This window comes from Roseateles sp. FW301-B2 (assembly GCF_058788955.1).
This window is the reverse complement of the sequence record NZ_JBYTBE010000029.1, coordinates 54565-75911: the sequence shown is the minus strand read 5'-3', so window position 1 is coordinate 75911 and position 21347 is coordinate 54565. Positions and strand designations below refer to the sequence as shown.

Genomic DNA, 21347 nt, shown 5'->3' with positions numbered 1-21347 from the left:
AAGCACTCATCAGCAGCGCAGCCTTAGACTGTAGCACAGGAATTTTGGCCGGCGCAAGACTTTCGCTAAGAAATTGACAGGGGCGGCTGCGCCGCCCCTGTCTCGCACCATACGCCCCGGCTACGCTTACTTCACATAGTCCGACACCACCTTCCAGCGCCCATCCTGGATCTGGGACAGGCGTGCAGCGTTGCTGCCCAAGCGTTTGGTGGCGGTATAGCTGCCCTCGGCGCTACCAAAGATATCGGGCGGGAAGGTCATGCCGTCCATGGCCTTGATGAAGCCCTCTACCGTCAGATTCGGCCCGACCTTCTGGGCGACGCGGATGAAGCCATCGATGATCAGATAGCCATAGACCGAGAAAACCGCCGGATCGTCGCCGTATTTGGTCTTGTACTTGGTGGCCCAGAAGCGGATCGGCTGCGAGGCCTCGTCCAGATAGGGATGTTGCGTGGCCATGGCCGCATACATGCCGTCCATCGCCTTGCCGCCGAGCTTGTGGATCAGGTCGGTATAGGCCGCGCTGGAACCCAGGAAGACCGGATTGAAGCCCGTCTTGCGGGCCTCCGCAATGGTTCCTATGGTCTCGCGGATGATGGTGCCCAGCACCACCATCTCGCAATTGGCGGCCTTGAGCTTGGCCACTTGCGAGGAGAACTCGGTGGCGCCGCGCTTGAAGCTGGTCTTCTCGGCCAGCTCGATGCCCATGCCCTTGAGGCCGGCCTCGGCGCCACGCAGCACCTCCAGGCCGAAGTCGTCGTCCTGGTAAATGGCGCAAATGCGTTTGAGGCCCTTCTCGCTCGCCAGCTTGGGCACCATCAGACGGATCTGCTCGTAATAGGGCACGGCGAACGAGTACTTGAGCTTGTGAAAGGGCTCGTACATCTCGCGCGCCGCCGTCAGCGGCCAGAAGTTGATGACGTTGCGCTCGAACTGGACGGGCATGGCCGCCAGGTTCTGCGCCGTGCCGATATGGCCGGCCATGATGAAGATCTTGTCTTGATTGACGAGCTTCTGCGCCGCCAGCACCGCCTTCTTGGGGTCGTAGCCGGAATCCTCGATCTTCAGCACGATGCGGCGCCCGTGCACCCCGCCCTGCTCGTTGAGCTCGTCCACGCGCAGCTGCATGCCCGCCCTCACTTGCTTGCCATAGCCCGCCAGCGGCCCGGACAAGTCCTGGATCGAACCCACGGTGATCTCGGTCTTGCTGACGCCCTGCGTCTGCGACTGAGCCATGCCGGCGGCCAGCGCGAGGCTGGCAAGGAGGAACAGGCGTTTCTTCATGGTGGTGTCTCCTGGGTTGGCCTGTGAGGATGGGAGGTAAGGCTAGCTGCGGTACATGGATTCAATCAAGTCGGCGTACTTGCGCTGCACAAAGGCGCGCTTGAGCTTCATGGTGGGCGTCAGCTCATCGTCCTCGGCGCCCAGCTGGGTCTCGAGCAGGCGGAACTGCTTGATCTGCTCCACGCGGGCGAACTGCTTGTTGACCTTGTCGATCTCGCCCTGCACCAGCTCGCGCACCGCCGGCGCGCGGGTCAGGCTGGCGTAGTTGGAGAAGGGCACGTCGCGGTCCTGGGCGAACTTCTCGACGTTCTCCTGGTCGATCATGATCAGCACGCTGAGATAGGGGCGCTTGTCACCGATCACCACCGCGTCGGTGATGTAGGGCGAGAACTTCAGCTCGTTCTCCCATTCGCTGGGCGTGATGTTCTTGCCGCCGGCGGTGATGATGATGTCCTTCATGCGGTCGGTGATGCGGAAGAAGCCCTGCACATCCACCGTGCCCACGTCGCCGGTATGCAGCCAGCCGTCCTTGTCTATCGTTTCGGCGGTCTTCTCGGGCTGGTTCAGATAGCCCATGAAGACATTCGGGCCGCGCATCAGCAGCTCCTGGGTGTGCGGGTCCAGCCTGACCTCCACGCCATCGGCCGCCACACCGATGGTGCCCGGCCGCATCGCGTCGGGCCGCATGATGGTGCCCAGCGCACAGGACTCGGTCTGGGCCCAGCCCTCCAGCATCGGCACGCCCAGCGCGAGATACCAGCGGATCAGCTCCGGCGAGATCGGCGCCGCGCCGGTCAGCAGGGCCCGGCAGCGATGGATGCCCAGCATCTTGCGCACATTGTCCAGGGCCAGCAGGCGCGCCAGCCGGAACTTCAGCCGCAGGCCCACCGGCACGGCCCGCCCGGCCAGCACCAGCTCGGCCACGCGCGTGCCCACGCCCAGGCCCCAGGCGTACACGGCCTGCTGCAGCGGCGAGGCCTCCTTGATCGCAATCGCGACGCCCGAATAGAACTTCTCCCACACCCGCGGCACGGCGAAGAACAGGGTGGGTGCGATCTCGCGCACGTTCTCGGCCACGGTGGCCGGGTTCTCCACGAAGTTCAGCACCGCGCCGGCGTACAGCGAGGCATAGGCACCCACCATGCGTTCGGCGATATGGCACAGCGGCAGAAAGCACATGCGCTCGTCGCGCCCGTCCTGCGGCAGGCCACGCACCGCCATGCGCATGCTGTAGACCAGGCCCGCATGGCTGTGCATGGCGCCCTTGGGTTTGCCGGTGGTGCCCGAGGTGTAGACCAGGATGGCCAGATCGCCGCCATGGCGCGAGGCCAGGCGCTCGGCAAAGAGTTGCGCATGACCGGCATCGTGGGCCCGCCCCAGTTCGCGCAGCGCCGCCAGGCTCATCACCATCGGATCGGCAAAGCGCTGCAGCCCGGCCATGTCGAAGACGATGATGTGGCGCAGCAGCGGCAGTTCGGTGCGCACCTCCAGGGCCTTGTCGAGTTGCTCCTCGTCCTCCACGAACAGCAGCGTGGTCGACGAGTCGGCGCACAGATAGTGCACCTGGTTGGCCGCATCGGTGGGGTAGATGCCGTTGGTGACGCCACCGGCCGTCTGAATGCCCAGGTCGGCCAGCAGCCATTGCAGCACCGTGTTGGCCAGGATGGAAGCGCAGTCGCCCGGCTTGAAGCCCAGCGCCGCCAGCCCCATCGCGATCTCGCGCACCGCCACGCCGGTCTGCGCCCAGCTCCAGGCAGTCCACAGGCCCAGCTTCTTCTCGCGCAGAAACACCTGCGCGCCACGCTCGGCACAGGCATGCCAGAACACCTGGGGCAGGGTCTCGCCCGCCACCGACACCGGTTGGCGATCCACCGGCTGCAATGCGTCCCAGAGATTGCTCATGCTCGCTCGCCCCTAGCGCCAGGTTTTCTTCTTCTTCCAGCGCCGCTCGCCACGCGCGCCGCTTTCCTTCATGCCGAGGTAGAACTCCTTGATGTCGTCCTTCTCGCGCAGGCGTTCACAAGCATCCTCCATCACGATGCGGCCGTTCTCCAGCACATAGCCGTAGTCGGCCGCGTTCAGCGCCATATTGGCGTTCTGTTCCACCAGCAGCACGGTGGTGCCGCGCTCGCGGTTGATGCGCACCACGATCTCGAAGATCTCCTTGGTGAGCTTGGGCGAGAGGCCCAGGCTGGGCTCGTCCAGCAGGATCAGCTGCGGCCGGGCCATCAGCGCGCGCGAGATCGCCAGCATCTGCTGCTGGCCGCCCGAGAGCAGTCCGGCCGGCTGCGCCATGCGCTCGCGCAGGATCGCGAAGTAGCCGAACACCGCCTCCAGATCGCGCGCCACGCCGTCGCGGTCGCTACGCGTGTAGGCGCCCATCAGCAGGTTGTCGCGCACGCTCAGCAGCGGAAACACCTCACGGCCCTCGGGCACATGGCTGAGGCCGGCGCGCACGATGGCCGCCGGGTCCTGCGCCGTGATGTCGCGGCCCAGGAAGCTGATGCTGCCCTTGCGCGGATCGAGGATGCCCGAGATGGTCTTCAGAATCGTGCTCTTGCCTGCCCCATTGGGCCCCAGCACGGTGGCGATCTCGCCCGCGCGCACCTGCAGGCTCACGCCGCGTATCGCCTTGATGGGGCCGTAGGCGCTCTCCACATTGGCAAGCGTGAGGATGGGCGCGGCGCTCGTGCCGGTCATGGCCGGGGCCTCCGCAGCGAGCTGGCATCGTCGGCGCTGCCCAGATAGGCCTCGGCCACCCCCGGGTGCGCCTGCACCTCGGCCGGCGTGCCCAGCGCCAGCACCTCGCCCTGGTTCATCGCCAGCACGCGGTCCGAGACCTTGGAGACCAGGCTCATGTCGTGCTCCACCATCAGCACCGTGATGCCCAGATCGCGCTGGATGTCCTCGATCCAGAACGCCATGTCGCCGGTCTCCTCCACGTTCAGGCCCGAGGAGGGCTCGTCCAGCAGCAGCAGCTCGGGCTCAGTGGCCAGCGCGCGCGCCAGCTCCACCACCTTGCGCACCCCATAGGGCAGGCCCGCCACCAGGGTGTCGCGGTAATGCTGCAGGTCCAGGAAGTCGATCACCTCCTCCACCTTGCGGCGCGTCTGCCGCTCGGCCTCGCGCACGCGCGCGGTGAACAGCCATTCGCGCCAGAGGCTGCGGCGGTGGTGCACATGGCGCCCGATCAGGAGATTCTGCAGCACGGTAGCATGCTCGAACAGCTCGATGTTCTGAAAGGTGCGCGCAATGCCCAGGCGCGCCACCCGATGCGGCGCCACCTGGGTCAAGACCTGACCCTTGTAGCGGATCTCGCCGCTGCTGGGCTGGTAGATGCGGCTGATCAGGTTGAAGACCGTGGTCTTGCCGGCACCATTCGGGCCGATCAGCGTGAATACCTCGCCGCGCCGCAGCTCGAAGCTGACCTGGTTGACCGCCAGCACGCCGCCAAAGCGCAGGCTCAGCGCGTGCGCGGCGAGCAGGATGTCGGGTTCGGTGCCCTGGCTCATTTCAGCCGGTCCGATTTCTGGAAGGCCTTCTGGCGCTTGAACAGGCCGCGGCGGTAGAAGGGGAACAGCTGCAGCCAGGTGCGCGCCTTCAGCCAGCGCCCGTACAGGCCCAGGGGTTCGAAGAGCACGAAGCCGATCAGCACCAGGCCGTACACCGCCGCCTGCAGGCCCGGTGCCTCGCCGATGGCGGCGGGCAGGCCATCCTTCAGCAGCGCGATCAGCTGCGGCATCGTGATCAGGAAGATCGCGCCCAGAAAAGCGCCATGCACCGAGCCCACGCCGCCGATCACGATCATCAGCAGCAGGTCGATGCTCTGCAGGATGTTGAACTGGTCGGGCGAGAGAAAGCGGATCTTGTGCGCATACAGCGCCCCGCCCACCCCTGCCAGCGCCGCCGAGATCGCGAACGAGAGCGTCTTGTAATAGGCCAGGTGGATGCCCATGCTCTGCGCCGAGATCTCGGAATCGCGGATCGCCACGAAGGCGCGCCCGGTGGGCGAGCGCAGCAGGTTCAGCACCCCAAGGGTGCAGGCCACGGCCAGCAGCAGGCACACGAAGTAGAAGGACGCATCAGTATCCGCGGCCCAGCGCCAGCCACCCAGCTGCAGCTGTAGCGCCCCCACCATCTTGCCGGCATTGCCGCCGGTGACGCTCTCCCAGCGCGCCAGCACCTCCTCGACGATGAAGCCGAAGGACAGCGTCGCGATGCCCAGGTAGATGCCCTTCACGCGCAGCGCCGGCAGGCCCACCACCGCCCCCACCACGGCGGACAGCAGGGCCGCCATCGCGATCGACAGCGGAAAGGGCCAGCCCTGCGCCGCCAGCACCGCCTGCGTGTAGGCGCCCACGCCCAGAAAGGCCGCGTGCCCCATCGAGAACAGGCCCGTGAAGCCGGCCAGCAGCATCAGCCCCAGCCCGACGATGCCGTAGATCAGGATGAAGGTGAGCTGGGCCAGCCAATAGTCGTCCACGCCCCAGGGTGCCGCCAGCAGGGCCAGCAGGAGCAGGCCGTACCAGAAGCGCTGGCCGCCATGTTTGAACAGGTCGATGTCCTGGTCGTAGCTGGTCTTGAAGATGAAGCGCATCGCTGCCAGGCCCCTAGACCTTTTTGCGCAGCTGGTCGCCGAACAGGCCGTTGGGCCTGGCCATCAGCATCAGCAGCACCACCGCATAGGGCGTCACATCCTTGAAGCCCTCGGGCAGATAGAAACCCGCCAGCGCCTCCACCACGCCGATCACCAGGCCGCCGACGATGGCGCCGGGCAAACTGCCGAAGCCCCCCACCACCGCGGCCGGAAAGGCCTTCAGCCCGATCAGGCCCATATTGGCATGCACAAAGGTGATGGGCGCCAGCAGCAGGCCGGCGATCGCCGCCACCGCCGAGGCCAGGCCCCACACCAGGCTGTTGAGCCGACGCACCGGGATGCCCATGTAGTAGGCGGCGATCTGGTTCTGCGAGGCGGCCTGCATCGCGATGCCCACCTTGCTGCGCTTGAACAGCAGGTAGAGGCCGGCGCACAGCAGCGCCGTCACGGCAATGATCACCAGTTGCTCCACCGCCAGCACCAGCCCGCCCAACTGCAGCAGCTCACCGCGGTAGGGCAGCTCCAGCGCATGGGTCTCGGTGCCGATGCCGGGAATCATGGTGATGGCGCCGCGCGCCACATAGCCCAGGCCCAGCGTCAGCATGACGATGGAAAACGCCGGCTGGCCCAGGATGGGGCTGATCACCAGACGCTCCAGCGCCAGCCCGAACAGCGCCATCGCCGCGATCACCGCCGGCACCGCCGCCCAGGCGGGCAGGCCCAGGCCCGACAACAGGGCCAGCCCCAGAAAGGCGCCCAGCATCATCAGATCGCCCTGCGCGAAGCTGACCGTCTCGGTGGCCTTGTAGATGAGCACGAAGCCCAGTGCGATCAGGCCGTAAATGCAACCCTGGGCCACGCCGCCGACCAGCACTTGCAAGACCTGCATCGAGGCACTGTCTCCACCTTGTTGTGGCCGTAGTTTTAACTAGGCTTTGCGGGCCTGTATGCCCGAGGAAACCCGTGCGCCTGTCGCCCCCGAAGCGGACAAAAGCCGGACATGAAAAAACCCGCCGGAGCTCGCGCTCGGGCGGGTCTGGCGCGCCGGGCGGCCGCCTATTCTTCCTGGAAGGCTTCCTCGCGCTTGCTCTTGATCGAGGGCAGCATCACGATCACCACCAGCAGCAGGGCCGCCACCAGCAGGCCGGCCGACAGCGGCCGCGTGAAGAAGGTGCCCCAGTCGCCGCGCGACAGCAGCAGCGCGCGGCGCAGGTTCTCTTCCATCATGGGCCCGAGAATGAAGCCCAGCAGCAGCGGCGCCGGCTCGCAGCTCAGCTTGTAGAACACATAGCCCACCACCGCGAAGGCCGCCGTCATGTAGACGTCGAAGGCGTTGTTGTTGAGCGAGTAGGTGCCGATGCAGCAGAAGGTCACGATGGCCGGGAACAGGAAGCGGTAAGGCACCGTCAGCAGCTTGATCCAGATGCCGATCAGCGGCAGGTTCAGCACGATCAGCATCAGATTGCCCACCCACATCGAGGCGATCAGGCCCCAGAACAGCTCGGGGTTGCTGGTCATCACCTGCGGGCCGGGCTGAATGCCCTTGATGGTCATCGCGCCCACCATCAGCGCCATCACCGCATTGGGCGGGATGCCCAGGGTCAGCATGGGGATGAAGCTGGTCTGCGCGCCGGCGTTGTTGGCCGACTCGGGCCCGGCCACACCCTGGATGGCGCCCTTGCCGAAGGGCACGCGCGGGTTGCGCACGGCCTTCTTCTCCAGCGTGTAGGAGGCGAACGAGGCCAGCAGCGCGCCGCCGCCCGGCAGCACGCCGAGGATGGAACCCAGCGCCGTGCCGCGCAGCACCGAGGGCCAGGCTTCCTTGAAATCCTCCTTGGTGGGCCACAGGCCCTTCACATCCTTGGTGAAGACCTCGCGATGCTCGGCCGGCTGGCCCAGGTTGGCGATGATCTCGCCGAAGCCGAACACGCCCATCGCGATCACGACGAAGCCGATGCCGTCGGTGAGCTCGGGGATGTCGAAGGAGAAGCGCGGCGTGCCCGAGATCACATCGGTGTTGATCTGGCCCAGCAACAGGCCCAGCAGAATCATCGAGATCGCCTTGATCAGCGAGCCCGAGGCCAGCACCACCGCGCCGATCAGGCCCAGCACCATCAGCGAGAAATACTCGGCCGGGCCGAACTTGAAGGCCAGCTCGGTGAGCGGCGGCGCAAAGGCCGCGATGATCACCGTGCCCACACAACCGGCGAAGAAGGAGCCCAGGCCGGCCGCCGCCAGCGCCGCACCGGCACGCCCCTGGCGCGCCATCTGGTAGCCGTCGATCGCGGTCACCACCGAGCTCGACTCGCCCGGCACGTTGATCAGGATGGCGGTGGTGGAGCCGCCGTACTGCGCGCCGTAATAGATGCCCGCCAGCATGATCAGCGCGGGCGTCGCATCCAGCGCGTAGATCGAGGGCAGCAGCATCGCGATGGTGGCCACCGGGCCCAGGCCGGGCAGCACGCCGATCAGGGTGCCCAGCAGCGCACCGCCCAGGCAGTACAGCAGGTTTTGGACCGTCAGGGCGGTATGAAAGCCCAGCGCCAGATTGCTCAAGAGATCCATGGCGCGCTCCTCAGTTGACCAGGAAGGTGGGCCACACGGGGATCACCAGTTTCAAACCCCAGATAAAGACGACCCAGCTGCCTATCGTCAGGATCACGCTGTTGAGCAGCGCATCCTTCCAGTGGAACTCGTCACCGGCCAGGGCCGACACGAAGATCAGCAGCGGCAGCGTCAGCACCAGGCCCAGCTTGGGCAGTGCCAGGCCGAACATCAGGATCGCGCCGACGATCAGCAGCAGGGGCTTCCAGGCAATGCTGCCGATCGGATCGCCACCGGCCGATTCGATCGTCAAGGCCTTGAACAGCACCAGCGCCCCGAGCAGGGCCAGCAGCACCCCCAGGCCGAAGGGGAAGTAACCGGGGCCGGGGCGGGCCGAGGAGCCAAAGCTGTATTCGGTGGACCCCCAGGCGAAGGCAATGCCCACCAGCAAGAACATCAGCCCCGACCAGAAGTCTCTCTGGCTCTTGATCTTCATAGCGAATCCTCGCGTCGATATCTTTGACGCGCGATTCTAGGCAGCGGGGGTGCCCCGCCCTGTGTGGTTTCCACGTAAGGAGAAACAGCCTGTCAGCCTTCCCATTAGCCTTCCCACTGCGGGGTGCTGCGCAGCACCTCGTCCAGTGTGGTCATGCCCTCGGCCACCTTCATCGCGCCGGCCAGGCGCAGTGGGCGCAGGCCCTCCTGCACCGCCACGCGGCGCATCGCCGAGGTGTCGGTGACCGGATGCAGATGCGCTTTCACCCCCTCGCTGAGGGTCAGCAGCTCGTACAGGCCGGCGCGGCCGCGGAAGCCGGTGTTGCGGCATTCCAGGCAGCCCACCGGCTGGTAGGGCTTGACGCCGCCATTCATGCGCCAATGCTTGAGCATGTCGTTGAGGCTGTCGCGCGTCACCGCCGGATCGGGCTTCTTGCAATGCACGCACAGGGTGCGCACCAGGCGCTGCGCCAGCACGCCGATCACGGTGGCATTGATCAGGTAGCTGGGCACGCCCAGGTCGGTGAGGCGGGTGATGGCCGAGACGGCATCGTTGGTGTGCAGGGTGCTGAACACCAGGTGGCCGGTCAGCGAGGCCTGGATCGCCATCTCGGCCGTCTCCAGATCGCGGATCTCGCCCACCATGATGATGTCCGGGTCCTGCCGCATCAGCGCGCGCAGGCCCTCGGCAAAGCCGAAGTCCAGCGCCGTCTGCACCTGGGTCTGGTTGAAGGCCGGCTCGATCATCTCGATCGGGTCCTCCACGGTACAGACGTTCACCTCCTCGGTGGCCAGGCGCTTGAGCGTCGAGTACAGGGTGCTGGTCTTGCCGCTGCCGGTCGGGCCGGTCACCAGGATGATGCCGTGGGGCTGGGCGGTGAGGCGGTTCCAGCGCTCCGCGTCGTGGGCGGTGAAGCCGAGCTGGTCGAGGTCCTTGACGGCGGTATCGGGGTCGAAGATGCGCATCACCATCTTCTCGCCGAAGGCGGTGGGCAGGGTCGAGAGCCGCATTTCCACTTCGTCGCCGGCGGGGTTGCGCGTCTTGATGCGGCCGTCCAGCGGGCGGCGGCGCTCCACCACGTCCATGCGGCCCAGCAGCTTGATGCGCGAGGTCATCGCGCTCATCACCGAGGGCGGCAGCTGGTAGACGGTGTGCAGCACGCCGTCGATGCGGAAGCGGATCACGCCCATCTCGCGGCGCGGCTCGAGGTGGATATCGCTGGCGCGCTGGTCGAAGGCGTACTGCCACAGCCAGTCCACCACCTGCACCACGCCCTGGTCATTGGCATCCAGCTGCTTGTTGCTGCGGCCCAGCTCCACCAGCTGCTCGAAGCTGGAGACCTGGGTCACCTCGCCGGTCTTGGTGGCGGCACGCACCGAGCGCGCCAGGGTGAAGAACTCGGTGGTGTAGCGCGCAATCTCCAGCGGGCTGGCGATCACCAGCTTGATGCTCTTGCGCGTGTGCGATTCGATCTGCGCCACCCAGGCGGTGTCGAAGGGCTCGGAGGTGGCGATGGTCACGTCCGTCAGGCCCACCATCACCGGCAGGCAGCGCTTGGCCTCGGCATAGCCCACCGACATCACATCGGCGATGCGGCCCACGTCCACCTTGAGCGGGTCGATGCGCAGATAGGGCAGCTTCAGGTGCGCGGCCAGCCATTCGGAGAGGGCATCCACATCCAGCGGCTTGCCATTGGCCACCCGCGTCAGCCCCGCATGGCCCAGGCGCACCAGCGGATGCAGGGAGCTGTCGCCCGCCGCGAAGCGCTGCTCGGTGCGCAGCACCTGCGCCTCGTCGATCACGCCATCCTCGCGCAGCCAGTGCAGCAGCTTGCGCCACTCCAGACGCCCGGCCGGCGGGGCCGCCGCAGCGCCCGTGGCGGCCGGGCCGGCCGGGACCGAGTCGCTGCCGCTCTTGCTGCTGCTGTGCTTGCTGCTGTTCATGTCTGGGGCTCGGCCACGAGCTGGTTGATGATGGACAGGGGCAGCGGCCTCACCAGGCGCAGCCATTTGCGCGCCGGCAAGTCGTACTGCGACTCGATGGTAGCCGCTCGGCGCTCGAGTTCCTCGCGCTCCGGCACCTGCACGCCGCGCGCCGCCACCACGATGGTATTGCCCTCCTTGGTGGGCGCCAGGCTCCACACCTGGTTGCTGCCGAACACCTTGGCAATACGCGCCGCGCTGCGCGCAAAGCTGGCATCGCGGCCGAACAGGTTCACCGTCATCAGCCCGCCGTCGGCCAGCAGGCCGCGGCAATGCGCGTAAAAGGCCTCGTCGTCCAGCACCGGCGAGGCGGCGTCGTGGTCGTAGAGGTCCACATTCAGCACCTGCACGGTCTGCAGGCGCTCGGGCTCGGTCACCCAGCGCGCGGCGTCCTCGTTGTAGACGGTCAGGCGCGCGTCGTCCTCGGGCAGGTGGAACCAGGCGCGGCAGGCCGAGATCACCGTCGGGTTGATCTCCACCGCGCTGGTGCGCATGCGCAGCACCTTGTGGCAGAAGCGCGTGATCGCGGCGGCGCCCAGGCCCAGCTGCACCGCATGGCCCTGGCGCAGCTCGGCGCTGTCGCGCCACAGCATCCAGGCCATCATGCGCTGCACATATTCCAGCTCCAGCGCCTGGGGCTTGCGGATGCGCATGGCGCCCTGCACCCAGATGCTGTCCAGGTGCAGAAAGCGCACGCCGTCGAATTCGCTCAGCGTGGCCGGCGTCCAGGTGCGGGCGCTCTTGCCCGTCTTCAGCTTGCCGCTCATTGCTTGGCCACCCATTCGCGCACCGCGGCCAGCATCGCGTCGAGCCGGCGGCGGTCGAGCAGCCGGCCCTGCGTGACGACGGCCTCGATCTGGCGCGTCGCCGCGATGTCGGCCAGCGGATCGGCGCGCAGCACGACGATGTCGGCCACCTTGCCGGCGGCCAGCGCACCATGCTGTTCGAGCTTGCCGAGAAAGCGCGGCCCGGCGATCAGCGACGACGCCAGCGCCTGCTGCGGCGTCAGGCCGTTCTTCACATAGAGGGCCAGCTCGTCGTGCAGCGCCTGGCCCGGGTAGTCGAAGGAGTTCAGGAAGCCGGCGTCGGTGCCGGCGACGATGGCCACGCCCTCCTGCGCCAGCAGGGGCAGCAGCGCGGCCGCCTTCTCGTAGTTGGCATGCCGGTAGGCAATCGCCTCCGGGCCGTCCAGCGCCGCGCGCTTGACGCGCCAGTCGTAGGTCTGACGCAGCTTCGGGCCGATGTACTGCAGGTAGGCATCGCGCGCGTGGTCGTCCTGGTCCAGGTAGGCGGTGATGCGGATCACCGACAGCGTCGGCACGACGGCCGTGCCGCGCGCGGCCAGGCGGCGGAAGGCGGCGCGCGCGGTCGCTTCGTCGAACGTGGCCAGGCTCTGCTCGGCCGCCGCGCGGCCGGTGATCGCGCCGCTGACGACCTGGGCCGTCAGCTCGGCCTCGCGCGGCGTGGCGGCGCGCAGCAGGTAGGGTATGTGCTCGACCGTGCCCAGGCCCGCCTCCGCCGCCTGGTCCAGCGTCACCTGCGCATGCAGGTGGGCCGAGCTCGGCAGGCCGCGCGCCCTCGCCTGGCGCAGCGCGTCGAGGTAGATGTCGGCGCGCATCGTGTTCTCGGTGATCTTGACGAAGTCGGCCTTGGCCGCCTTCAGCCGGTCCAGCGCCTGGCCCACCTCTTCGGGCGTGCCCACCTCCTGCGTGCCCTTCCAGAGCGGTTTGTAGCCCTCGAGCTTGGCCCCCGAGGCCAGGATCGTCGGGCCCAGCAGCGTCCTGGCGGCGATCTCGTCGCGCCACTGCAGCACGGTGTCGCTGAGATCGCCGGCGCAGTCGCGCACGGTCGTGATGCCATGGGCCAGGTACAGGGGCAGCAGCTGCTTGTTCTCGTCGATCAGCTCGGCGCCGCCGCCGAAATGCACATGGTTGTCCCACAGCCCGGGAATCAGGTAGCGCCCCTTCAGGCTCAGCGTGCGGCTTGCCTTGTAGGCGCCGAGCCGGCGCTGGTCGACGACGGCGACGATGCGGTCGCCGCGCGTGACCACCGCCTGGCCCCGCAGCAGGCGGCCGCCTGCCACGTCGACGACGGTGGCGTCGCGCAGGACCAGGTCGACCTTCTGCGGCGCGGCGCCGGCCTGCCCCGCCCAGGCCGCCAGCGCGGCCACCAGCAATTTCTTCATCGGCAACATCTCGGAACTACTTTCTCAGTCGCCCAGCGCGCGCCAGGCCTTCAGCTTGTCATCGTAGGCCATCGTGTAGGCCGGGCTCGACGAGGGCAGGTTCAACACGCGCCAGCGTGCGCGGCTCGCCCCCAGCTGACGCAGCCCCAGCCGCGCGGCCGTGCCGCCATTGAAGCCAATCGTCTCGAGCCGCGGCAGCTCGGCCAGCAAGGCGCTCAGGTCGCTGGTCCGCGGCTCGCGGATGCTGCTGTCGAGGCTGCCCTCGCGCTCGGTCTCGGTGATCACGTCCCACAGCGCGACCTGGCGCGCGCGCAGCCGCTCGAGCCGCGCCGCGTAGGCCAGGCCGGCCAGATCCTCGCCCAGCACATCGCCGAGCAGGCGCCAGAACTGGTTGCGCGGGTGGCCGTAATACTGCTGCGCCTGCAACGAGGCGACACTGGGGAAGCTGCCCAGCAGCAGCAGGCGCGCCGACGGCGTCCAGATAGGGGCCAGACCCACTAGACGCGGGCCCTCGCCTGCCCGTGCAATCGGAGCCAGCGTCTCATTTCTTTCAAAGGGAGTTTTCTGCAAATGAATACCGCCGCAAATACCGAAGCCATCTGGCATTTTCTCAGCACCCAGGGGGCCGACTTCGGGCTCAAGATCCTGGCGGCCCTGGCCGCCTGGGTGGTGGGCCGCTGGCTCATCAACCTGCTGGTGCGCGTCTTCACCGCCGCGCTGGAGCGCGGCAAGCGCATCGACTCCACGCTCTCCACCTATCTGCGCTCCATCCTCACGGTGCTCCTGAACATCGTGCTGGTGCTGGCGATCCTGGACATCTTCGGCATCCAGACCACCTCGTTTGCCGCCCTGCTGGCCGGCGCGGGCCTGGCGATCGGCACCGCCTGGGGCGGCCTGCTGACCCATTTCGCGGCCGGCGTCTTCATGCAGGTGCTGCGCCCCTTCAAGGTGGGCGACTTCGTGCAGGTGGGCGGCGTGGTCGGCACCGTCACCGAGATCGGCCTGTTCGGCACCACCGTGACCACGCCGGACAATGTGCAGACCATCGTCGGCAACAACAAGATCTTCTCGGACACGATCCAGAACTTCTCCACCCTGCCGCATCGCCGCGTCGATTGCGTGGCCAAGGTGGCCAACTCGGTGGACCCGCTGGACGCGATCGCGCGCCTGCGCAGCGCCGTGGCCGCGATCCCGAACGTCAAGGCCACACCGGCCCCCGACATCGAGATCATGAGCTTCACCCCCGAGGGCCCGCTGCTGTGCGTGCGCCCCTACGCCCACACCGACCACTACTGGCAGGTCTACTTCGACACCCACAAGGCGGTGGTGGCGACCTTCGGCGCGGCCGGCTATCCGGTGCCCGAAACGCCGATCACGCCGCGGAATCGCTAAGGCAGGCGCGCTAGGTCAAACGCGGCAAGGCCGCGCGCACATTCGCGCTGGTGATGGCCGCCGTCTGCGCCGGCGTCCAGCCGCGCAGCGCCGCCAGGCTCTGCGCAATGCGCGGCAGCTCGGCCGGCTCGTTGCGTGCGCGCTCGCCGGCGGCGCGTTGCTCGATCGTCCTGTAGAGCCAATGCGGCGGGATGTCCGGTGCATCGGTTTCCAGCACCAGGGCCGGCTCGGGCAGCTCGGCCGCCAAGCGACGGATCTGCAGGGAGCGATCAAAGGTCAGCGTGCCGCCAAAGCCCAGCTTGAAGCCCAGTTCGACAAAGGCCGCCGCCTGCTGGGCGCTGCCGTTGAACGCATGGGCAATGCCGCCGCGCACGCCAACGCGCCGCAGGCCGGCCAACAGCTGATCGGCGCTGCGCCGCACATGCAGAATCACCGGCAGCTCGAAGCGCCGCGCCAGCTTCAACTGCTCCAGATAGAAATGCTGCTGGCGCTGGACGTCGATGCCGGGCACAAAGAAGTCCAGCCCGATCTCGCCCACCGCCACCAAGCGAGGGTCGCCATGATGCTGCTCCAGCGCCTCGGCCAACAGGGTCAGGTCTTGCTCGCCGGCCCGCATCACATACAGGGGATGGATGCCCAGCGCGTAGACATAGTCGTGCTGGTGGGCAAGGTCGCGCACGCCCTCGAAGTTCGCGGCCGCTACGGCCGGAATCACGATCTGCGCCACGCCCGCCGCCCTTGCGCGCGCCACCACCGCCTCACGATCCGCGTCGAACTCCGGCGCGTCCAGATGGCAGTGGCTGTCGATCCACACTAGCGGAACACCACCGTGCGGTTGCCGTTCATCAGCACGCGGTGCTCGGCATGCCATTGGATCGCGCGGGCCAGGGTCACGCACTCCACGTCGCGGCCGATCGCCACCAGCTGCTCGGGCGGCATGCTGTGGTCGATGCGCGCCACCTCCTGCTCGATGATGGGGCCCTCGTCCAGGTGCGAGGTCACATAGTGGGCGGTAGCACCGATCAGCTTGACGCCGCGCTCATGCGCCTGGTGGTAGGGCTTGGCGCCCTTGAAGCTGGGCAGGAAGCTGTGGTGGATGTTGATGGCCCGGCCCGAGAGGTACTCGCACAGCGCGGGCGAGAGGATCTGCATATAGCGCGCCAGCACCACCAGGTCGATGCGGTTCTCCTCGATCACCTCGCGGATCTTGCGCTCCTGGGCCTGCTTCTGCTCCTCGCTGGCATTGAGCAGCGGGAAGTGGTGGAACGGGATGTTGTGCGAGGCCGCGAGTTGGTAGAAGTCGCGGTGGTTGGAGACGATGGCCGGGATCTCGATCGGCAGATGGTTGGTCTGCACGCGGAACAGCAGGTCGTTGAGGCAATGGCCCAGCTTGGAGACCAAGAGCAGCACGCGCGTCTTGGCGGCGCTGGCCACCAGCTCCCAGTCCATCTGCAGGCGCTCGGCATGGCCTGCAAAGGCCTGGCGCAGCGCCTGGGCCTCCACCGGGCGGGCGCATTCGAACTCGATGCGCATGAAGAAGCGCTGGTGCGCCGCGTCGCCATGCTGGGCCGAGGTGAGGATGTTGCCGCCCTGCTCCAGCAGAAAGCCGGTGACGGTGTGCACGATGCCGGGCTGGTCGGGGCAGCTGAGCTTGAGGATGAAGCGGGTGGTCATGCGCGGATGCTACTGCAGCGCCGCGGTAGCAAGCCCGCCGGCCAGGTTCAAACGGGTTTCACATTGGGCCGCCAGGCCCTGGTCGTGGGTCACCATCACAAAGGCGGTGCCCTGCTCGCGCGCCATCGCCAGCATCAGCTCGAACACCGCCTGCGCGGTGCCGCGGTCCAGATTGCCGGTGGGCTCGTCGGCCAGCACGCAGGCCGGCTTGGTGACCAGGGCGCGCGCGATCGCCACGCGCTGGCGTTCGCCGCCCGAGAGTTCGCCGGGGCGGTGCGCCACGCGTGCGCCCAGGCCGACGCGTGCCAGCATCGCCGCGGCCACCTCGCGCGCCTGGGCCAGTGGCATGCGGCGGATGCGCAGCGGCATGGCGACGTTGTCCACCGCGCTGAACTCGGGCAGCAGGTGGTGGAACTGGTAGACAAAGCCCAGATGCTGGTTGCGCCACTCGCCGCGCGCGGTCTCGCTCAGGCCCGCCAGGTCCTGCCCCATCAGGCTGACGCGGCCGGCGCTGGGCTGGTCCAGCCCGCCCAGCAGATGCAGCAAGGTGCTCTTGCCCGAACCCGAGGCGCCGACGATGGCCAGGGTCTGGCCACGCCGCACCGTCAGGTCCACGCCCGCCAGCACCTGCACGTTCAGGCCGCCCTCGCTGAAACGCTTCCCCAGCCCCAGCCCCTGCAGCACGATGCTCGGCTCATTCATAACGCAGCGCCTCCGCAGGTTGCACGCGGCTGGCGCGCCAGCTGGGGTAGAGCGTGGCCAGGAAGGCTAGGATCAGGGAGGTGATGGCGATGGGCACGATGTCGCCCGACTGCGGGTCGCTGGGCATGCGGGTGATCATGTAGATGCTGCCGGGCAGGAACTGGGTGTTGAGCAGGCTCTCGATGGCCGGCACGATCACGTCCAGATTGAAGGCCACCAGCAGACCCAGGCCCACGCCCGAGAGCGTGCCGATCACGCCCGAGGCGGCGCCCTGCACCATGAAGATGCTCATGATGGAGCGCGGGCTGGCGCCCAGGGTACGCAGGATGGCGATGTCGGCCTGCTTGTCGGTCACCGTCATCACCAGGGTGGAGACCAGGTTGAAGGCCGCCACCGCAACGATCAGGGTCAGGATGATGCCCATCATGCGTTTCTCGACCTGCACCGCGTCGTACCAGTTGGCATTGGTGCGGGTCCAGTCGCGCACGCGGATCTCGGGGCCCATGCTGCGCGCGAGCTGGTCGGCCACCTGGCGCGCCTCGTGCACATCGCGCAGCTTCAGCTGCACACCGGTGGGCCCGGCCACCTTGAAGAACTTGGCGGCATCGGCCACATGGATCAACGCCATGCCGCTGTCGTACTCGTAGTGGCCGGCGTTGAACACGCCGACCAGGGTGAAGGTCTTCAGCCGCGGCGTCACGCCCACCGGCGAGACATCGCCGCTGGGCGCCACCACGGTGATCTTGTCGCCCTCGGCCACGCCCAGCTGGCGCGCCAGCTCGATGCCCAGCACGATGCCCCAGGCGCCGGGCTTCAGGCGCGCCAGCGCGCCATCCTTGAGCTGCGCCGCCAGCGGGGTGACGCCGGCCTCCTCGGCCGGCGAGATGCCGCGCACGATGGCGCCGCGCATGTCCTCGCCACGCGCGATCAGCACCTGCGAGGCCACGAAGGGCGCCGCCGCCACCACGGCCGGGTTCTCGCGCGCCTTGGCGGCCGTGGCCTGCCAGTCGGCCAGGCCTTCGCCCTGGTAGGAGAGCAGCTCCACATGCGAGATCACCGACAGCATGCGGTCGCGCACCTCCTTCTGGAAGCCGTTCATCACCGAGAGCACGATGATCAGCGCCGCCACGCCCAGGGCGATGCCCAGCACCGAGACGCCGGAGATGAAGGAGATGAAGCGGTTGCGCCGCCCGCCGCGGCCGGCGCGGGTGTAGCGCCAGCCGACTTGCAGTTCATAAGGCCAGTTCATAGAGGGCGGATGCTAACTGACGGGTCAGTGCGCCTCGTCCCAGTTGCTGCCCACGCCCACCTCGGCCAGCAGCGGCACCTTGAGCCGGGCCACCCCGGCCATCAGCGCCGGCACCTGGGCCTTCACCCAGTCCAGCTCGGCATCGGGCACCTCGAACACCAGCTCGTCGTGCACCTGCATGACGATGCGGGTCTGCTTGCCCTGTTGGTCCAGCGCCGCCTGCACCGCGATCATGGCGAGCTTGATCAGGTCGGCCGCCGTGCCCTGCATGGGCGCGTTGATCGACTGGCGCTCGGCACCGGCCTTGCGCGGGCCGTTGCCGCCCTTGATCTCGGGCAGATAGATGCGGCGGCCGAACAGGGTCTCCACATAACCCAGCTCGGCGGCGCGTGCCTTGGTATCGTCCATATAGCGCTTCACGCCGGCAAAGCGGGTGAAGTAGCGGTCGATATAGTCCTTGGCGGCCTTCTGCTCGATGCCCAGCGATTGCGCCAGGCCGAAGGCGCCCATGCCGTAGATGAGGCCGAAGTTGATGGTCTTGGCATAGCGGCGCTGCTCGGTCGTGACCTCATTCACCGGGGTGCCGAACACCTCGCTGGCGGTGGCGCGGTGCACGTCCATGCCCTCGCCGAAGGCGCGCAGCAGGCCCGGGTCCTCGCTGATATGGGCCATGATGCGCAGCTCGATCTGCGAATAGTCAGCGCTCACGATGTGATGCCCGGCCGGCGCCACAAAGGCCTCGCGCACGCGCCGGCCCTCGGCGGTGCGGATGGGGATGTTCTGCAGATTCGGGTCGTTGCTGGAGAGCCGGCCTGTCACCGCCACCGCCTGCGCATAGTTGGTGTGCACGCGGCCGGTCTGGGCGTTCACCATCAGCGGCAGCTTGTCGGTATAGGTGCTCTTGAGCTTGGCCAGGCCCCGGTACTCGAGGATCTTGGCCGGCAGCGGATAGTCGGCCGCCAGCTTGTCCAGCACCTCCTCGTCGGTGGAGGGCGCGCCGGTGGCGGTCTTCTTCACCACCGGCAGGCCCAGCTTGGTGAAGAGGATCTCGCCGATCTGCTTGGGGCTGCCCATATTGAAGGGCTGGCCGGCGATCGTGTAGGCCTCCTGCTCGATCAGCACCAGGCGCTGCGCCAGCTCATGGCTTTGCGCCTGCAGGCGCGCGGCGTCGATCAGCACGCCGTTGCGCTCGATGCGCGCCAGCAGGGCCGAGACGGGCATCTCGATCTGCTCGTAGACATAGCTCAGCCCGGCCTCGGCCCGCAGCTTCGGCGCCAGCAGCTCGTGCACCTGCAAGCACATGTCCGAGTCTTCGCTGCTGTATTCGGCGGCCTTGGCCACGTCCACCTGGGCAAAGGGGATCTGGTGCACGCCCTTGCCGCACAGGTCCTCGTAGCTCAGGCCGGCGCGGCCCAGATAGCGCTCGCCCAGGGCGCCCAGGCCATGGGTCTTGTGCGCCTCCAGCACATAGCTCTGCAGCATGGTGTCGTGCGCATAGCCGGCCACCGCGATGCCGTGGTTGGCCAGCACATGGGTGTCGTACTTGATGTTCTGGCCCAGCTTCTTCTTGCCGGCATCCTCGAACCAGGGCTTCAGCCGCGCCAGCACCTCGTCCAGCGGCAGCTGCGCGGGCGCGTCCGGCCCGGCATGGCGCAAGGGGATGTAGCAGGCCTCGCCGGGCTTGACGCTGAAGGACAGGCCGACGATGTGCGCCTGCATGCCGTCCAGGCTGTCGGTCTCGGTATCGAGCGCGGTGAGCGCGGCGGCGTTCAAGCGGGCCAGCCAGGCGTCGAACTGTTCCCAGTTCAGCACCGTGTCGTAGCGCTTGGCGACGGCAGCCGCCGGCGGCGCGTCGGCAAACATGTCCTGCGTGCCCTGCATGCTCTGAACGAGCGGCGCGGGCTTGGCGGCAGCCGCTGCCCCACCCTCCAGCTCGCGCAGCCAGGTCTTGAAGCCGTAGCGCTTGTAAAAATCCTGCAGCGCGGCCTGGTCCACCGCCTTCAGCGCCAGCGCGTCAAGCGCCGGCCAGCCGGGCACATGGCCGCTCAGATCGCAATCCAGCACCACGGTGACGAGCTTGCGGCCCATCGGCAGCCAGTCCAGGGCCTTGCGCAGGTTCTCGCCGGCCACGCCCTTGATCTGGTCGGCGCTGGCGATCACGCCGTCCAGCGAGCCGTATTCGGCAATCCATTTGGCAGCGGTCTTGGGGCCCACCTTCTCCACGCCGGGCACGTTGTCCACGGTGTCGCCCATCAGGCTGAGGTAATCGATGATGCGGTCCGGCGCCACGCCGAACTTGGCCAGCACGCCGGCCTCGTCGAGGCGCTCGGGCGGCTTGCTCATGGTGTTGATGAGGCTGACGTCGGCCGTCACCAGCTGGGCCAGGTCCTTGTCGCCGGTGGCGATCACCACACGGTGGCCGCTCTCGGCGCCCAGCCTGGCGAGCGTGCCGATGGCGTCGTCGGCCTCGATGCCGGGCACTTCCAGCACCGGCCAGCCCAGCAGCTTCACCACCTCGTGGATCGGCGCGATCTGCTCGCGCAGCGCATCGGGCATGGGGGCGCGCTGGGCCTTGTACTCGGGGTACCACGCGTCGCGGAAGGTCGGGCCCTTGGCATCGAAGACGCAGGCCGCGTGCTCGGCGCCCACATCCTCGCGCAGTTTCTTCATCATCGCCACCAGGCCGTGCACCGCCCCGGTGGGCTGGCCCTCGGGGCCGCGCAGATCGGGCAGGGCGTGGTAGGCGCGGTAGAGGAAGCTGGAACCGTCGACCAGCAGCAGGATGGGTTTGTCGCTCATGGGAGGCATTGTCACGCAGGCTCTAGAATCCCCGCATGAGCACCGCGCATTCACACGAGACCGCCGAGCGTCCCTTCCACAGCCAGGGACGGCGCAGCGCAACCCATGAGGCTTGCCGTATCGTGATGCTTGGTCTGCTGATGTCGCTGGGCGCCACCGCGCCCCATGCCGAGCCGGCCCCCGATGCCAAGGTCGAACGCAGCGTGATCGAAGACGACGCGGTGCGCGTGGAAGAGCTGCGCGAGCGCGGCCAGACCCGCCAGGTAACGGTGCACAACAAGGGCAGCAAGGCCCCCGCCTACGAGATCCTGATGGGCGATGGCAGCCGCGATCTGTCGCAAGGCCCGGGCTCGACGCGCGGCGCCGCCGGGCAGCGCGTCTGGCGCCTGCTGGATTTCTGAGCCCCCGCGCGCCGCGCGGCTCACACCTATTTCTTTCTCCTT

19 protein-coding genes are annotated in these 21347 nt (G+C 67.8%); 2 read left to right on the top strand and 17 right to left on the bottom strand.

The features are described from left to right. Positions 1-126 precede the first annotated feature (126 nt). The 12 genes from AC3WQY_RS18635 to AC3WQY_RS18580 form a co-directional block, all read right to left on the bottom strand. On the bottom strand, positions 127-1284 hold the full coding sequence (locus tag AC3WQY_RS18635; protein ID WP_492709990.1) for an ABC transporter substrate-binding protein: 1158 nt from the start codon (positions 1282-1284) through the stop codon (positions 127-129). A 42-nt stretch (positions 1285-1326) separates the two neighbouring features. Next, positions 1327-3186, bottom strand: a complete 1860-nt coding sequence (locus AC3WQY_RS18630) for an AMP-dependent synthetase/ligase (RefSeq protein WP_492709988.1) — start codon at positions 3184-3186, stop codon at positions 1327-1329. Positions 3187-3198: 12 nt separating this feature from the next. After that, positions 3199-3984 carry an ABC transporter ATP-binding protein gene (locus AC3WQY_RS18625; protein ID WP_492709987.1) on the bottom strand — a complete coding sequence of 262 codons (786 nt, stop codon included), beginning with the start codon at positions 3982-3984 and terminating at the stop codon, positions 3199-3201. Further along, positions 3981-4796 carry an ABC transporter ATP-binding protein gene (locus AC3WQY_RS18620; RefSeq protein ID WP_492709985.1) on the bottom strand — a complete coding sequence of 272 codons (816 nt, stop codon included), beginning with the start codon at positions 4794-4796 and terminating at the stop codon, positions 3981-3983. The genes AC3WQY_RS18625 and AC3WQY_RS18620 overlap by 4 nt, the downstream gene beginning before the upstream one ends. Further along, positions 4793-5881 (bottom strand): branched-chain amino acid ABC transporter permease, encoded by a 1089-nt coding sequence (locus AC3WQY_RS18615; RefSeq protein ID WP_492709983.1) that lies wholly within the window; start codon positions 5879-5881, stop codon positions 4793-4795. Before AC3WQY_RS18615 ends, AC3WQY_RS18620 begins: the two co-directional genes overlap by 4 nt. A gap of 13 nt (positions 5882-5894) precedes the next feature. Further along, the gene (locus AC3WQY_RS18610; protein ID WP_285231315.1) at positions 5895-6770 is read right to left on the bottom strand and encodes a branched-chain amino acid ABC transporter permease; all 876 of its coding nucleotides are present in this window, start codon (positions 6768-6770) and stop codon (positions 5895-5897) included. A 167-nt stretch (positions 6771-6937) separates the two neighbouring features. Next, on the bottom strand, positions 6938-8446 hold the full coding sequence (locus AC3WQY_RS18605; RefSeq protein ID WP_285231314.1) for a tripartite tricarboxylate transporter permease: 1509 nt from the start codon (positions 8444-8446) through the stop codon (positions 6938-6940). A gap of 10 nt (positions 8447-8456) precedes the next feature. Then, positions 8457-8921, bottom strand: coding sequence for a tripartite tricarboxylate transporter TctB family protein (locus AC3WQY_RS18600; RefSeq protein ID WP_492709981.1), 465 nt, complete (start codon positions 8919-8921; stop codon positions 8457-8459). A 104-nt stretch (positions 8922-9025) separates the two neighbouring features. Continuing rightward, positions 9026-10864 (bottom strand): type IV pilus assembly ATPase TfpB, encoded by a 1839-nt coding sequence (gene tfpB, locus AC3WQY_RS18595; protein WP_492709979.1) that lies wholly within the window; start codon positions 10862-10864, stop codon positions 9026-9028. Beyond that, the gene (locus tag AC3WQY_RS18590) at positions 10861-11670 is read right to left on the bottom strand and encodes a class I SAM-dependent methyltransferase (protein ID WP_285231311.1); all 810 of its coding nucleotides are present in this window, start codon (positions 11668-11670) and stop codon (positions 10861-10863) included. The genes tfpB and AC3WQY_RS18590 overlap by 4 nt, the downstream gene beginning before the upstream one ends. Next, positions 11667-13088, bottom strand: a complete 1422-nt coding sequence (locus tag AC3WQY_RS18585; RefSeq protein ID WP_492709977.1) for an amidohydrolase family protein — start codon at positions 13086-13088, stop codon at positions 11667-11669. Before AC3WQY_RS18585 ends, AC3WQY_RS18590 begins: the two co-directional genes overlap by 4 nt. A 24-nt stretch (positions 13089-13112) precedes the next feature. Next, complete coding sequence (locus AC3WQY_RS18580; protein WP_285231309.1) at positions 13113-13586, bottom strand: DNA-deoxyinosine glycosylase; 474 nt, start codon at positions 13584-13586, stop codon at positions 13113-13115. A gap of 72 nt (positions 13587-13658) precedes the next feature. On the opposite strand from AC3WQY_RS18580, the gene AC3WQY_RS18575 reads away from it, so the two are divergent. Continuing rightward, positions 13659-14480 (top strand): mechanosensitive ion channel family protein, encoded by an 822-nt coding sequence (locus tag AC3WQY_RS18575; protein ID WP_285231308.1) that lies wholly within the window; start codon positions 13659-13661, stop codon positions 14478-14480. 10 nt (positions 14481-14490) lie between these two features. Here the strand turns inward: AC3WQY_RS18575 and AC3WQY_RS18570 are convergent, their stop codons facing one another. The 5 genes from AC3WQY_RS18570 to polA are packed head-to-tail and all read right to left on the bottom strand — an operon-like array spanning position 14491 to position 20904. Further along, on the bottom strand, positions 14491-15351 hold the full coding sequence (locus AC3WQY_RS18570) for a TatD family hydrolase (protein ID WP_492709974.1): 861 nt from the start codon (positions 15349-15351) through the stop codon (positions 14491-14493). Next, positions 15294-16154, bottom strand: coding sequence for a formyltetrahydrofolate deformylase (gene purU / locus AC3WQY_RS18565; protein ID WP_285231306.1), 861 nt, complete (start codon positions 16152-16154; stop codon positions 15294-15296). The genes AC3WQY_RS18570 and purU overlap by 58 nt, the downstream gene beginning before the upstream one ends. 9 nt (positions 16155-16163) lie before the next feature. After that, positions 16164-16856, bottom strand: coding sequence for an ABC transporter ATP-binding protein (locus tag AC3WQY_RS18560; protein ID WP_492709972.1), 693 nt, complete (start codon positions 16854-16856; stop codon positions 16164-16166). Further along, on the bottom strand, positions 16849-18105 hold the full coding sequence (locus tag AC3WQY_RS18555; RefSeq protein WP_492709971.1) for a lipoprotein-releasing ABC transporter permease subunit: 1257 nt from the start codon (positions 18103-18105) through the stop codon (positions 16849-16851). Before AC3WQY_RS18555 ends, AC3WQY_RS18560 begins: the two co-directional genes overlap by 8 nt. A 24-nt stretch (positions 18106-18129) precedes the next feature. Continuing rightward, complete coding sequence (polA, locus tag AC3WQY_RS18550) at positions 18130-20904, bottom strand: DNA polymerase I (RefSeq protein WP_492709969.1); 2775 nt, start codon at positions 20902-20904, stop codon at positions 18130-18132. Between the two features lie 35 nt (positions 20905-20939). Here polA and AC3WQY_RS18545 point away from each other — a divergent pair, with 35 nt between their 5' ends. Continuing rightward, positions 20940-21305, top strand: coding sequence for a hypothetical protein (locus tag AC3WQY_RS18545; RefSeq protein ID WP_492709968.1), 366 nt, complete (start codon positions 20940-20942; stop codon positions 21303-21305). Positions 21306-21347 lie beyond the last annotated feature (42 nt).